Below are 13,331 nucleotides of genomic sequence, written 5' to 3' on the forward strand. Positions count from 1 at the left end.
AGAGTTCATAATTCGTATACAGACGAATAACTGCAGCCACGGACCATGCTTGGTGTATAAACCCTTTCCCCTCCTTAGGTTCGCGTCCAACAAAAATTTCAGAGGTACAATGCGCTGAAAGAGACCAGTAAAGATTTGGGTAATTCTGCCAAGCAAACGAGAGAAGGTATTGAGACCACCGTTAAAAAGGACTGGCAAATATTCAAGAATGGATCGGAAAAAGTAATTAAGAAGAATGAAAACAGATCAAAAACTAAAAACTGATGTACTAGCGGAACTAGCATGGGAACCCAGAATCGATGAGACCCAAATTGGGGTCATTGTCGAAAATGGTGTGGTCACGCTTACTGGCTTTGTAGATGATTTTTACAAAAAGGTAGCCGCCGAAAGAGCCGTCAAACGAGTCAAAGGGGTAAAAGCCATGGCTGGGGATATTGAAGTCAAATATGGCGATGCGTTCAAAGAAACGGATAAAGAGGTCGCGAAAGCAATTGTGCGTCGTTTTGCATGGAACACCGTAATACCCTATGAAAAGATTGCCATTACCGTTCGGGATGGCTGGGTAGAACTATCGGGTGAAGTCGAATGGGCCTATCAAAAGGATGGCGCAAAACGGGTGGTAGAAAAAATGATGGGCGTAAAAGGAGTAATGAATAACATCGATATTGAACAAAAAGTAGTGCCCTCCGATATAAAAAACAGGATTATCGAAGCCTTTCATCGCGCTGCCGATATTGATGCCCAAAACATCGAGGTCGACACTGAAGGAAGTACAGTAAAATTATCTGGCACTGTTCATTCCATAGCTGAAAAAGAGGATGCCCAGAGAGCTGTTTTTCGCGCCACTGGAGTGACCAAGATTAGAAATGAACTTAAGGTAGCATTTAATTCCTAAGGGACTATCACTTCCATTGTCTTTAATAGTCGTTTGACTTCCCTATCATCCACCTGTTCAAAATTCTCATAAAATTGACCTACGGCCTGGAAATTTGCCCGCGTCAGCAGACAAACTATTTCATCAATAAAGGGAGAATCCTGTAATTTTTGTATAGCAATTGGAGGCGCAACGGGTACCGCCACCACAATTTTTTTAGGCTTCTCGTCTGAAAGCATCTGTATTGTAGACAATATGGTATTGCCCGTTGCAATGCCGTCATCGATAACGATCAAGATTTTATCCTTGAGTGGGGTTGGCTTGCGCCCCCCCATAATATTCCCGATACCTTTTTTGCAACAATTGCCTGATTCTGATGGTTTCTTTATCAATATATGCAGAAGAGACCTCCCTAGCGGCATCACTTAAAATGCGGCTTTTTAGAGTTGCCGCTCCGATAGCAAATTCTTGGTGTATAGGATGTCCTATTTTTTTGGAAAGTATAATTTCTAGGGGTAATTTTAGTGCCTTTGATACAATGTATCCCAAAGGAACACCCCCTCTTGGAACGGCCAAAACTATGCCTTTGGCATTTTTATATTTTGCCAGTTTAAGGGCAAGCAACTTACCGGCTTCATTTCTATCTTTGAGTTTCATTTTTGTTTTTATTTAATGACCCGTTAAACCAATCCGTCGATAACCTGGCAATTTCTTCCAACTTTCCAGGTTCCGAAAATAAATGGGTGGCACCTTTAATGATTTTCATTTCTTTTCTACTCCCTAGTTGGATATATGCTTTCCTGTTGAGTTCAACAACAACAGCATCATCGCCCCCGACTAGCAAAAGTGTAGGTACTTTTACATTATGCAGGATTGGCATGGGCAAATGGTATCAATCCTTTTTGATGGTCAGCGATTCATAATCGTTTTTTTAATTGCAAGTCTAGAACGGGAATATTGATTTCCGTATACTTCAAGGTCGTGCTCATAATTTTATAATATCGCTTGGGGTTTTGACCAATATGGTTTTGCTTCCCCGCATGGCAATGGGTTCCTTAATCAATTGTGGATTCTTCCGCAAAATTTTTATCCAGTCATCATCCAAGAGAACTGGATGTCCAAAATGTGCTTTAAAATCGGGGTGATCTTGATTGGCCAATTCACTAATAGGGATCTGAAGGCTACTAGCAATTTCTTCCAGTTGAGTTCCGGTAAAGGGTGTCTTAAAAATATCAACATCCCGAATGGGAAAGCCTTCCGCCTTTGCATAGGCTAATGTTTTCTTGGCGATGTTTGAATTCGGATTATAAAATAAAATAACTTCCCGGTTCGATGTCGCTATTTCTCCCATGATGTTCGTACATAAAATTGTTTCAAGACAAGTACTTGCCATTCCTATTACTAATTGCACTATTGGCTCAGGTTTCAAAACTAAGGGATTCATATTCTCCTCCCTTTAATGCCATGAGATTTACAAGTGTGTCAGAAACCTGTAGAACAAACACCTTAGATAGCTTTCCATATTTTATGGTATTTCTCATCAATTCGGATAATAGGATATGAATTCTTATGTAAAGGTGAACATTGAAATACACAGATAAAATGATGTAGGTCATTCCCATGAAAATGCTTATGGTTCGGCAGATTGATTTTTAAACTATTCTGAAAGAAGTCGAATAATGATTACATGCTATACCATGCTTGCATAAATTGTTTTTTCAGCGGAATCACATTCCTGAATATTGTGTATTTCCAACTTTTCTTTCATTTCTAGTGTTAAATTCATGGCCCACTGACCTACATCATTTTAAAAGCTCTAAGAGCTGGGTAATTTTCGGTATTATAAAATATGGTTCAACGTAAAATTATTACATCATGAAAACAGATTCAAAGATCAAACAAGATGTACAGGATGAATTGGCCTGGCAACCCGGAATCGACGAGAGCAAAATTGGGGTAACGGTCGATAAAGGGGTCGTGACCCTTTCCGGTTCTGTAGACAGCTATACTAAAAAAATGGCCGCCGAAAAAGCGGCGAAAAGTGTACATGGCGTAAAAGCAGTCGCCGAAGATATTGAAGTCGTTTATGGTACTTCGTTCCGAAAAAACGATACGGATATCGCCAAAGCGGCAGTTAATGCCCTAAAATGGAATATGACGGTACCCGACGACAAGATAATGATTAAAGTGGAAGATGGCTGGGTATACCTTACCGGCGAACTTACTTGGGAATACCAAAAAAATGCCGCCAAAAATGCTTTACAGCACTTAACCGGTGTACGCGGGGTAGCCAATAACATTACCTTAAAATCTACTATTGTACCAACAGACATCAAGAGCAGGATTACCAAGGCTTTTGAACGTACCGCCGACTTCGATGCGAACCACATCAAGGTAGAGGTCTTTGGCCATACGGTAAAACTCACCGGTACCGTACGTTCCATTAAAGAAAAGAACGATGCCCGTTGGGCCGCCTATAACGCGCCCGGGGTTACCGAGGTAAAAAATGAACTGAAAGTTCAATACTATACCGAGTATGCATAAGACATAGTTCAGAAGTAACTGGTAATTCGGTTCTATTGGGTATCGGCCCTAAATTGTCTAGTAGCCTAGGGCCGATATTAAATATTTCTATTTCAAAGGAGTTGGATTAAGAAAAAATATGAACATCTATTGCTAAGATAAGTAAATGCTGATTTACACCTTTTTAGATTCTTACTGAACCGTATAAATTTAGCCCACTAATTTAATGGTTAACATAATTAGAATATCATGAAAACAGATGCAGAAATTAAACAGGATGTACAGGATGAGTTGGCTTGGGAACCTAGTATCGACGAAACACAAATAGGTGTTACGGTAAGGGACGGCATCGTAACACTTTCAGGTGTAGTCGACAACTATGCGAAAAAAATGGCTGCTGAAAAAGCGGCAAAAAGCGTTAAAGGTGTAAAGGCCGTAGCCGAAGATATTGTTGTTCAATATGGTATTCGCGATAAAAAGACCGATGCGGAAATAGCCAAAGCGGCTTTGGATGCTTTGAGATGGAACGCATCAATACCTAACGACACAGTAATGATCAAAGTTGAGGAGGGTTGGGTCTATCTTTCAGGCGAACTTCAATGGGAGTATCAAAAAGAAGCGGCAAGAAATGCATTACTTGATTTAACGGGCGTAAAAGGCGTTGTGAACAGTATTGCATTAAAGCAGACCATAAAACCCGTCGAAATACATGACAGGATTGCAAAAGCCTTTGAACGCTCAGCAGACCTTGATGCCAATAAAATAAGCATTCAGGTTGACGGGCATACCATTACGTTGACGGGCACCGTTCATTCCATTAAAGAAAAAGAAGATGCCCGAAGGGCAGCGTTCAATTCTCCTGGTGTTGTGGAAGTAAAAAACAATTTAAGGGTAGATTTTTATTCGGAATATGCTGAATAAAAAGGAATTTTAACCTGTTGAATCCAACCCTATAATCGGGTTCAGGGGCGCATCCCGTTAGTATCATCCCAACTATCAAGAAGCTTTTGAGTGGAGTGCATGGCCATGAAAATGGTTCGTGAAGATATAGGCTTCACTAACGTAAAAATTATGATCCCCTTCTGCCGTACCCTGAAGGAAGCCGAAAAAGTGGTAAACCTGCATTGAATGATGAAAAACGGATTGAAACGGGGCGAAAATGGCCTTGAACTTTACATGATGACCGAGATACCGAACAATGTAAAATTGGCAGAGGAGTTTGCAAAGTTCTTCGATGGATTTTCCATTGGTTCCAACGATCTGAAACAATTGACCTTGGGCGTTGATACAGACTGCGAATTGCTGAGTGCTATTCGATAACAAGGAACCTGGAGTAAAAAAAATGATTTCATAGGTCATCGCTTCGGCTCATAAGACCCATTCAATAATAGGGTTATGCGGGCTAGCCCCGAGCGATTATCCTGTGTTTGCCCAGTTTTTGGTCGAGCTTGGGATCAATTCGACTTCCTTTAATCCCGACGCTTTGATTTCAGGTATCGAAAATATAAACAAAGCCGAAGAAAGCAAGGTAAGCTTTGGAATGGCGGAAAGCAGTAATTGAAGATTATTATAGCAACGACCTTTTTAAACCCATGCCCAAAAACAGCGCAGGCATTCTACTATATCGCTTTATCGCAAAAATATGGAAGTATTATCGGTGCATCCCGGTGGACCGTATTGGGTAAAAAAAGAGGTGGGTGCCTGGTCCATTCCCAAAGGGAGATTGAACCTCATGCGAACCTCTTGCAAGCCGCCATACGGGAAACTCAAGAGGAAACCGGAATAAAGGCACAAGGCAGATTTATTCCCTTAACTTTCCTAAAGCAAAAAAGCGGAAAAGTCATACATGCTGGGGCGCTACGGGGAACTTTCGATACTTCGAAAATCAAAAGCAATACTTTTGAAATGGAATGGCCACCCAGATCCTGTAATAAAAAAGTGTTTCCAGAAATCGATAAAGCGACTTGGCTCAGCATCGCAGAGGCGCAGATAAAAATTGTTCCCGGTCAACAGCCCTTCCTTATCGAATTGGAAAAACTTGTAAATGGTTAGCAATGGGTATAGGAATAACAGATCTTACATCAAAATATGAAGACTACAATTATTTAAGCTCCCCCTCTTTCCTCAAAAATTTTTAAGCCTCATTAGTGAAACCCCATAGTCAAAGGAAGGATGATTTATATCATTTTTAATGTCAGGGGTACATACGTCCTTTGTGCTAATAAATTTATGAAAAATGGGGAAACTGATACTTGTGCGACATGGCAAAAGTCTATGGAACGTAGAAAATATCTTTACGGGTTGGACGGATGTTGACCTTGCCCCCGAAGGAACAGCTGAAGCCAAAAAGGCCGGGGAACTTCTAAGGAAAAACAAAATAGTGGTTGACATTTGTTTCTCTTCCTATTTAAAAAGGGCCATACGAACCAATTGGATTATGTTGGATACTTCAGACATGATGCATATCGATTGCCTCTATAGCTGGCGGTTGAACGAAAGACATTATGGAGCTTGGCAAGGTCGGAACAAAGACGAAGTAAAGAAGGAAGTTGGGGAAGAAATGTTCTGGAAAATCCGTCGAGGTTACGATACTCCCCCACCCGTTCTAACTACAGATGATAGGCGACATCCCAAATTCGATACAAAATATAATCAGCTTGACCCTGCCATTCTGCCTGTTAGCGAATCTTTGAAAGACACCCGAAAAAGAGCCGTAGAATATTTTTTTGAATGTATAGCTCCTCAACTGGTAAAAGGTAGAATTGTAGTGGTCACGGCGCACGGAAATTCCATCCGGGCACTTAAGGCACAAATCGAAGATATTCCTCCAACAAAGATTTCTAAAATAGAAGTACCCACAGGAGCCCCTTATGTTTATGAATTTGACGATAATTTGAATTTAACCCAACACTATCATTTAGAATAGCTCAATTAAAAAACCTTTCCGATGCATATGAGAGTAATTACACTTACCGTAAATCCCGTAATTGACAAGAGTGTTTCCGTGGCGGGCATTAGTCCAAATACCAAACTACGCTGTTCCGCACCAACCTACAATCCGGGAGGCGGGGGTATCAATGTTTCCCGTGCCCTAAAAAAACTGGGCAGTGATTCACTTTGTATGTATTTGGCAGGAGGCCCCACGGGGCATCATCTCAAACAGCTTTTGGACCACGAAGGTGTTGAGCAGTTGGTAGTGCCTATAAAAGGTTGGACCCGTGACAACCTTGCAGTTACCGACACAAGCAACAATCAACAATATCGTTTTGGAATGCCAGGCCCCCATGTTGAAAAAGAGGAATGGGAAGCTATACTGAAACAGTTGGAGCAATATCTTAAGGAAAGCGATTATCTAGTGGCCAGTGGAAAATTATCTCCCGGAATGCCCAACGATTTTTATACGCAAGTGGCAGCAATTGCCCAAACAAAAAAGGCACGATTTGTTTTAGATACATCGGGAGAGGCTCTGATACAGGCCTCGAAATCAAATATTTATATCATGAAGCCGAACTTAGGCGAACTAAGCACATTAAGCGGAATCGATTCCATTTCGGCCTTGGAACTCGAATCTATTGCCAAAAAGTTTATGGACGGACATGATTGCGAGACCTTAGTTGTTTCATTAGGGGCGAAAGGGGCACTATTGGCCACAAAGTACGAAATGGAACATGTTCCAACACCTACCGTACTTCAAAAAAGCACCATCGGGGCGGGTGATAGTATGGTGGCGGGCATGATAGTGAGTCTACTTCAAGGCAAAACGTTTAGCGATATGGTAAAATATGGGGTTGCCTGTGGTGCCGCGGCCACTATGCATGAGGGTACACAATTGTGCAATAAGGATGATGCCGATAAACTATATGAATGGATAAAACGACAAAAAAACATTCCCGTAAAATCAATTTAATAGATAAGTATATGGATATTGAAAAGTTATTAAAAGAAGAAGCCCGCTCCCTTTTGGAACATAGATGCAATACCATTCCCAAAGAAAAACTACACTTGCCTGGAAGCGATTTTATAGATAGGGTGTGTGCTATTTCTGATCGTTCGTCAAGGGTTTTGGGAAGTCTACAGCAAATTTTTGACCATGGTAGGCTTGGGATGACGGGGTACTTGTCCATTCTACCCGTAGATCAGGGTGTGGAGCATTCTGCAGGTGCCAGTTTTGCACCTAATCCCGATTATTTCGATTCTGAAAATATTTTAAAACTGGCAATAGAAGGAGGCTGCAATGCCGTAGCATCTACCTTGGGCGTATTGGGTTCGGTATCGAGAAAATATGCCCATAAAATTCCTTTTATAGTCAAACTGAACCACAATGAACTCTTATCATATCCCAACCGTTTTGACCAGATCTATTTCGCACAAGTAGAACAAGCTTGGAATATGGGTGCTGTGGCTGTTGGAGCGACCATTTATTATGGATCCCCAGAATCGGATAGACAGATACAGGAAACGAGCAAAATCTTTCAACGCGCTCACGAACTGGGCATGGCCACTATTCTTTGGTGTTATCTTAGAAATGATGCCTTCAAAAAGGACAAAGATTACAGCCTCAGTGCAGATCTTACCGGACAGGCCAACCATTTAGGTGTCACTATGGAAGCCGATATCATAAAACAAAAACAACCCACTAACAACGGCGGTTACCTTGCTATTGAAAATTTTGGTAAGACCAGCAATCTAATATATAGTAAACTTACGACTGAACATCCTATTGATCTTACCCGCTATCAAGTAGCAAATTGCTATATGGGCCGAGCGGGACTCATCAATTCTGGGGGAGCTTCGGGAGAGGATGATTTTTCGGCCGCGGCCCGTACCGCCGTAATCAATAAAAGAGCTGGAGGCATGGGATTAATTTCTGGTAGAAAAGCCTTTCAACGACCTATAAATGATGGGGTCAAGCTACTTCAAACGATTCAGGACATTTATTTGGACAAGACTATTACAGTCGCCTAAAGGAAACATACCATGAAAAAAATTGAAAGTTTTTCATTACCGGTCATCCATGAAGGTCAGATCCCATTGGCTTTCTTACATACCTCTGAACCACATAAAAAAGGAGTCGTTTTAGCAGCGGATGTCGGTGGCACCAAAACAGATTTGGCTCTTTTTAAAATAAAAGATGGGGAACTTATTCTGTTAAAAGAGAATTCCTACCCCACTAAAACACATAAATCGTTTGTAGAAATCGTCCATAAGTTCCAGAATGGCGATTTGCCTTCCATAGATGGAGTCTGTCTTGGTGTAGCGGGTCCCATAACCCAGGGCAAGGTACACGGCACAAATTTTCCGTGGGACATCGATAGCGAAGAAATTAGCAAGGAACTGCATATCCCATCCATTTCCCTAATCAATGACATGGAAGCCAATGCATATGGATTGGCGGCACTTCAGGAAAAAGACTTTGAAACGCTGAAATACGGCCCAAATATACCTGGAAACGCGGCGCTGATTTCGCCCGGAACAGGTCTTGGCGAAGCCGGGCTTTTCTGGGACGGTTCGCATTACCATCCGTTCGCCACCGAGGGCGGTCATTGCGATTTTAGCCCCCGAAATGATTCGGATATCGAGATTTGGCAGTATTTACTACAAAAATATGGGCACGTGAGCTGGGAAAGGTTGATATCAGGCCCGGGGATTTACGATATCTACTTATTGCTGCGGCGAGTTAGTGGGGAAAAGGAACCCCAATGGCTAAAGGGGAAAATGGCCAAAGATGACCCTTCCGCAGTTATTACGGAAACCGCTCTTGAAAACAATGATTCGGTTTGTGTGGAGACCTTAGAACTTTTTATTCGATTCCTTGCCATAGAAGCGGCGCAGCTAGCACTAAAATTCAAGGCCACAGGTGGCGTTTATATTGGCGGGGGGATTTTGCCAAAAATTATAAAAAGAATGAACCGGGAAATCTTTTATGGGAATTTTGTTCAATCCGGCCGTTTGAACTCTTTACTGCAAATGGTACCGGTTAAGGTAATCCTAAATGAAAAAACTGCGCTTCTGGGGGCTGCCTACTATGGAGCTACTGCGCTTATAAAAGAATGAAATTTAATGAATTGTAAATCCACTGTTATAAAGCCAGTTAAAATTGATTGTTATTTTGAATGTGTTTTAGCCGATTTTAAGAATGTTAAAAGAAATACTGAATAAAATACCGCTCGACTTCCTGAATTTTCTATTGGTCACAGTGTTTTCCTTGTTGATCGGTTTAGAACAACGAAGCCAGCATAAGAATGAACAGTTTGAAAGTAGGTTTGGTACGGACAGAACATTTACCCTGATAGGGATTTTTGGGTATATCCTCTATTCGATAGCCCCAAAGAACCTAGCTTTCTTTGCAGGCGGGGGAATCGCCATAACTGCATTGCTTGTGGTATACTATAACGGAAAAATAAAGGCAAGCCAAAAGTTCGGTATTACTTCTTTGGTAACTGCCCTAATAACCTATTGTTTGGCCCCATTGATATACCAACAACCTTCTTGGTTGGTGATACTGATTGTTGTTACGGTGCTATGGGTTACAGAGTTAAAAGAATCTTTCTTAAATTTTACAAGAAAATTCGATGAAGGAGAGTTTGTTTCCCTTGCAAAATTTCTTGTCATTGTTGGCGTAATCCTACCTTTGCTTCCAGATAAACCCATCTCTACTATAATCAATATTTCTCCCTACAAATTTTGGATGGCCATAGTTGCCGTTTCCGGAATCTCTTATTTCAGTTACTTGCTGAAAAAGTTCGTGTTTCCCAAGTCGGGCATACTGTTGACAGGTATTTTAGGAGGGCTATATAGTAGTACAGCAGCTACGATTATTCTGGCAAGAAAGAGCAAGGAACAAGGGGAAACCCAAAAAGTGGCGCCCGCCATTCTACTGGCTACGGCAATGATGTATGTCCGTATTTTGCTATTGGCCTTTTTTTTCAATTGGTCTATTGGCCTAAAATTAGTGCCTTCCTTCGTCATACTTATTGTGGTGTCCATCGTCGTCGCGATTTATTTTGAATGGTTTTCAAAGTCGAGGAATTCGGATAAAGAAATTATCGTTTCTGCCAATAATTATACCAATCCGCTTGAGTTTAGAACTGCCCTCCTCTTCGGCGCACTATTCATCATTTTCGCATTAGTAACCGGTTATGTAACCAAGAACTTTGGCGAAAATGGAATAAAAGTTTTGTCCCTGGTTGTTGGTGTTACCGATATCGACCCCTTTATTATTAATTTATTTCAAAGTAAATGGGACATAGGAAATTCCGTAATAACTAGTGCTATAATCATTGCCACTACAAGTAATAATTTACTGAAGATGATTTATGGCATCGTACTCGGCAATAAATCCATACGCCCGGCACTGGCAATAGGTTTTGGTATTCTTATTATTGTTGGGCTACTGCTTGCCTTTGTTTTGCCTTCATATTAAAAGCAGCCTTAGATATCAAAATTAGAATAAGCCTAAGTTTCGTGGAGTTGGCCATTGCTTACCCAAACATTGGACTGCTTGCTGTGATGAACAGAAAACATGTCGACTTACTGATCATGGGCACTAAATGCGCCTCCGATGAAGAGGAAACCCTATTTGGGTCAAATACCCTTATTGTGATGGAGTACCTTACAGAGTGTCCTATTTTGGCAATTCCTGGAGGCCACAGGATTGTAGGCCGTAACAAAATCGATTTTCCAACGGATTATGAAACAGCATTTGATCAGGAAAGACTGAAATACATGTTGGTAATCACGAAATCGCACAATTCAGAAATCAAAATTTTACATAGTAAAAAAGAGCGGTACTTGGAGGCCACACCGGAAAGGAACAAGGCACTTCTAGATTCCGTTTTCAAGGGTTTACAATGCAGTTTCCATTTACTTGACAATATGCGAATACATAAAGGAATTCAATCGTTTGTCGAAGATGAAAATTGTGATGCAATAGTTTTTGTTGATGAAGAATGACTATTTTGGAAACGAACTGCCCACTTCCTTCGCTCGTTTGTAGTAGGCATTATCCTCATCAAATCTTGCCGACCTAAAAACCGTGACACAGGGCCCTTTTAAGTGAAGTTTTCGGAAGGCTATGATAAAATGGTGCTGTACCTTAAAAGTAAACCAAAGTTCTTTGAACCGATTACGGGGGCCATCGAGAAAAGTGCGTTACTCGCTTAGATAAAATGGATGTACTTTCTTTTTTGCCTTGTCTTGCATAGTATATATTATCGATTGTCCTGAAAACTAAAAGTAGCAGATAACGTAACCGCTAAAAAATGATAATTCTCATAAGATGCGTATGATATTGGTCATTGTTTGAAAAGCCTGTCCAATCTATATTTGAACATGTCCGAAATGTCTGTTACGCAAATGGTAAAATGAAATTAGTAGACCGCATCAAGCAATTTTTTGTCCAGATCGGGGAGCTGTCCTATTTCGCAGGTCGGTTTTTCAAAGAGGTTTTTACCCCGCCCTTCGAATTTCGCGAGTTACTGCGACAATGTTACCAAATGGGCAACCGTTCGTTGGTCTTGGTGGGGGTAACGGGGTTTATTATAGGTCTGGTCATGACCTTACAATCAAGGCCTACCCTTATCCAATTCGGTGCGGTCTCTTGGATGCCCAATATGACCGGTATTTCCATAGTTAGGGAAATTGGCCCTGTGATTACCGCACTTATATGCGCCGGCCGCATTGCCTCTGGAATAGGTGCCGAACTAGGCTCTATGCGTGTGACCGAACAAATCGACGCTATGGAGGTTTCGGGTACCAATCCCTTTAAATATTTGGTCGTGACCCGTATTCTTGCCACGACATTGATGCTTCCGTTGCTGGTGGTCTTTGGCGATTTGATTGCCCTATACGGTTCGGCATTGGTGGAGAATTTGAAAGGGGATGTGTCTTTTCAACTCTATTTTAATATTGTTTTTGATGCCCTTGGTTTTGGGGATATTATACCGGCTACCATTAAATCTTTCTTTTTCGGATTCGTCATCGGTTTGGTTGGCTGCTATAAGGGCTATTATAGTAAAAAAGGAACAGCAGGGGTCGGCGTAGCGGCAAATTCCGCTGTGGTCATGGCCTCGCTATTGGTATTTGTAGTGGATTTCATAGCCGTTTTTGTTTCCGATATTTTTTATGAACTATGACAGACGAACGGATTACATATAAGAACAAGAACGCTGAATCCGAATCTGATACTACAGAAGAAAGAAAGACGGTCATACGCATTCGTGACGTTCGCAAAAGTTTTGGCGACAACCATGTTTTGAACGGATTCCATATGGAACTTCATGAAGGGGAAAATCTAGTGGTCATGGGCAGATCAGGTTCCGGTAAGTCGGTCATGATCAAGTGCCTCGTGGGCCTTATGGCTCCGGATAGTGGGTATATCGAAGTGATGGGAAAGGAAATAGCGACCTTGAACAGACAGACCTTGGATGAATTACGGTCCGATATCGGATTTCTTTTTCAAGGTAGTGCCCTGTACGATTCCATGACGGTTCGGGAAAATATTGAATTTCCGATGCGGAGGCACAAAGAGAAATTAGGTGCGGTATCGGATACCACTACCCTGGTAATGGAAGCTTTGGAAAATGTAGGCCTCGGCCATACCTTGGATTTAATGCCAGCAGAGCTTTCAGGAGGTATGCAAAGACGGATCGCCTTGGCCCGTACGCTCATATTGAAACCTAAAATCATTTTGTACGATGAACCAACTAGCGGGCTCGACCCTATTACTGCCAAGGAAATCATAGAATTGATGCGAAGTATTCAAATAAAATACAATACATCTTCCTTGATCATTACCCACGATGTGGATTGTGCGAGGGTAATCTCGGAACGGATGATTCTTCTGGTGGATGGCATCAACTACGCCGAAGGCACCTATGCTGAATTATCGGCATCCACAGACCCAAAAGTAGAGGCGTTCTTTAAAAAGTAATAT

17 protein-coding genes are annotated in these 13,331 nt (G+C 41.6%); 14 read left to right on the plus strand and 3 right to left on the minus strand.

What is annotated here, in order from left to right:
* Positions 1-235: 235 nt before the first annotated feature.
* A complete protein-coding gene (locus tag BLT07_RS10110; RefSeq protein WP_091868337.1) occupies positions 236-895 on the plus strand; it encodes a BON domain-containing protein in 660 nt (219 codons plus the stop codon).
* Here BLT07_RS10110 and BLT07_RS21560 read toward each other — a convergent pair.
* From BLT07_RS21560 to BLT07_RS10125, 3 genes are all read right to left on the minus strand, one after another.
* Entirely contained in the window at positions 892-1,170 is a 279-nt protein-coding gene (locus tag BLT07_RS21560; protein ID WP_262503243.1) for a phosphoribosyltransferase family protein, read from the minus strand. The genes BLT07_RS10110 and BLT07_RS21560 overlap by 4 nt on opposite strands.
* A 4-nt stretch (positions 1,171-1,174) precedes the next feature.
* Entirely contained in the window at positions 1,175-1,531 is a 357-nt protein-coding gene (locus BLT07_RS21565; RefSeq protein ID WP_262503244.1) for a phosphoribosyltransferase family protein, read from the minus strand.
* 328 nt (positions 1,532-1,859) lie between these two features.
* Positions 1,860-2,285: an arsenate reductase family protein gene (locus BLT07_RS10125; RefSeq protein ID WP_245726502.1), complete on the minus strand. Its 426-nt coding sequence runs from the start codon at positions 2,283-2,285 to the stop codon at positions 1,860-1,862.
* 464 nt (positions 2,286-2,749) lie between these two features.
* Between BLT07_RS10125 and BLT07_RS10135 the strand changes: the two genes are divergently transcribed.
* From BLT07_RS10135 to BLT07_RS10185, 13 genes are all read left to right on the plus strand, one after another.
* A complete protein-coding gene (locus tag BLT07_RS10135) occupies positions 2,750-3,418 on the plus strand; it encodes a BON domain-containing protein (RefSeq protein ID WP_091868346.1) in 669 nt (222 codons plus the stop codon).
* Positions 3,419-3,646: 228 nt separating this feature from the next.
* On the plus strand, positions 3,647-4,318 hold the full coding sequence (locus BLT07_RS21335; protein ID WP_175455306.1) for a BON domain-containing protein: 672 nt from the start codon (positions 3,647-3,649) through the stop codon (positions 4,316-4,318).
* A gap of 207 nt (positions 4,319-4,525) precedes the next feature.
* Positions 4,526-4,717, plus strand: coding sequence for a putative PEP-binding protein (locus BLT07_RS21340; protein ID WP_245726503.1), 192 nt, complete (start codon positions 4,526-4,528; stop codon positions 4,715-4,717).
* A gap of 67 nt (positions 4,718-4,784) precedes the next feature.
* A complete protein-coding gene (locus tag BLT07_RS21620; RefSeq protein WP_317040758.1) occupies positions 4,785-4,958 on the plus strand; it encodes a hypothetical protein in 174 nt (57 codons plus the stop codon).
* Positions 4,955-5,449, plus strand: a complete 495-nt coding sequence (locus tag BLT07_RS10145; RefSeq protein ID WP_217633313.1) for an NUDIX domain-containing protein — start codon at positions 4,955-4,957, stop codon at positions 5,447-5,449. Before BLT07_RS21620 ends, BLT07_RS10145 begins: the two co-directional genes overlap by 4 nt.
* A gap of 184 nt (positions 5,450-5,633) precedes the next feature.
* Positions 5,634-6,323, plus strand: a complete 690-nt coding sequence (locus BLT07_RS10150; RefSeq protein WP_091868348.1) for a 2,3-bisphosphoglycerate-dependent phosphoglycerate mutase — start codon at positions 5,634-5,636, stop codon at positions 6,321-6,323.
* A gap of 21 nt (positions 6,324-6,344) precedes the next feature.
* Positions 6,345-7,304 (plus strand): 1-phosphofructokinase family hexose kinase, encoded by a 960-nt coding sequence (locus tag BLT07_RS10155; protein WP_091868350.1) that lies wholly within the window; start codon positions 6,345-6,347, stop codon positions 7,302-7,304.
* The gene (locus tag BLT07_RS10160) at positions 7,262-8,362 is read left to right on the plus strand and encodes a class I fructose-bisphosphate aldolase (protein WP_245726504.1); all 1,101 of its coding nucleotides are present in this window, start codon (positions 7,262-7,264) and stop codon (positions 8,360-8,362) included. Before BLT07_RS10155 ends, BLT07_RS10160 begins: the two co-directional genes overlap by 43 nt.
* 12 nt (positions 8,363-8,374) lie before the next feature.
* A complete protein-coding gene (glk, locus tag BLT07_RS10165; protein WP_091868354.1) occupies positions 8,375-9,451 on the plus strand; it encodes a glucokinase in 1,077 nt (358 codons plus the stop codon).
* Positions 9,452-9,533: 82 nt separating this feature from the next.
* Positions 9,534-10,820: an MgtC/SapB family protein gene (locus BLT07_RS10170; RefSeq protein ID WP_091868356.1), complete on the plus strand. Its 1,287-nt coding sequence runs from the start codon at positions 9,534-9,536 to the stop codon at positions 10,818-10,820.
* Positions 10,821-10,906: 86 nt separating this feature from the next.
* Positions 10,907-11,350, plus strand: coding sequence for a hypothetical protein (locus BLT07_RS10175; protein WP_091868358.1), 444 nt, complete (start codon positions 10,907-10,909; stop codon positions 11,348-11,350).
* 410 nt (positions 11,351-11,760) lie between these two features.
* Positions 11,761-12,531, plus strand: coding sequence for an MlaE family ABC transporter permease (locus tag BLT07_RS10180; RefSeq protein WP_091868360.1), 771 nt, complete (start codon positions 11,761-11,763; stop codon positions 12,529-12,531).
* Positions 12,528-13,328 (plus strand): ABC transporter ATP-binding protein, encoded by an 801-nt coding sequence (locus BLT07_RS10185; protein ID WP_091868361.1) that lies wholly within the window; start codon positions 12,528-12,530, stop codon positions 13,326-13,328. The genes BLT07_RS10180 and BLT07_RS10185 overlap by 4 nt, the downstream gene beginning before the upstream one ends.
* The last annotated feature ends 3 nt before the right edge of the window (positions 13,329-13,331 follow it).

Origin of the sequence: Pricia antarctica, assembly GCF_900101815.1 — a bacterium.
Taxonomy (GTDB): Bacteria; Bacteroidota; Bacteroidia; order Flavobacteriales; family Flavobacteriaceae; genus Pricia; species Pricia antarctica.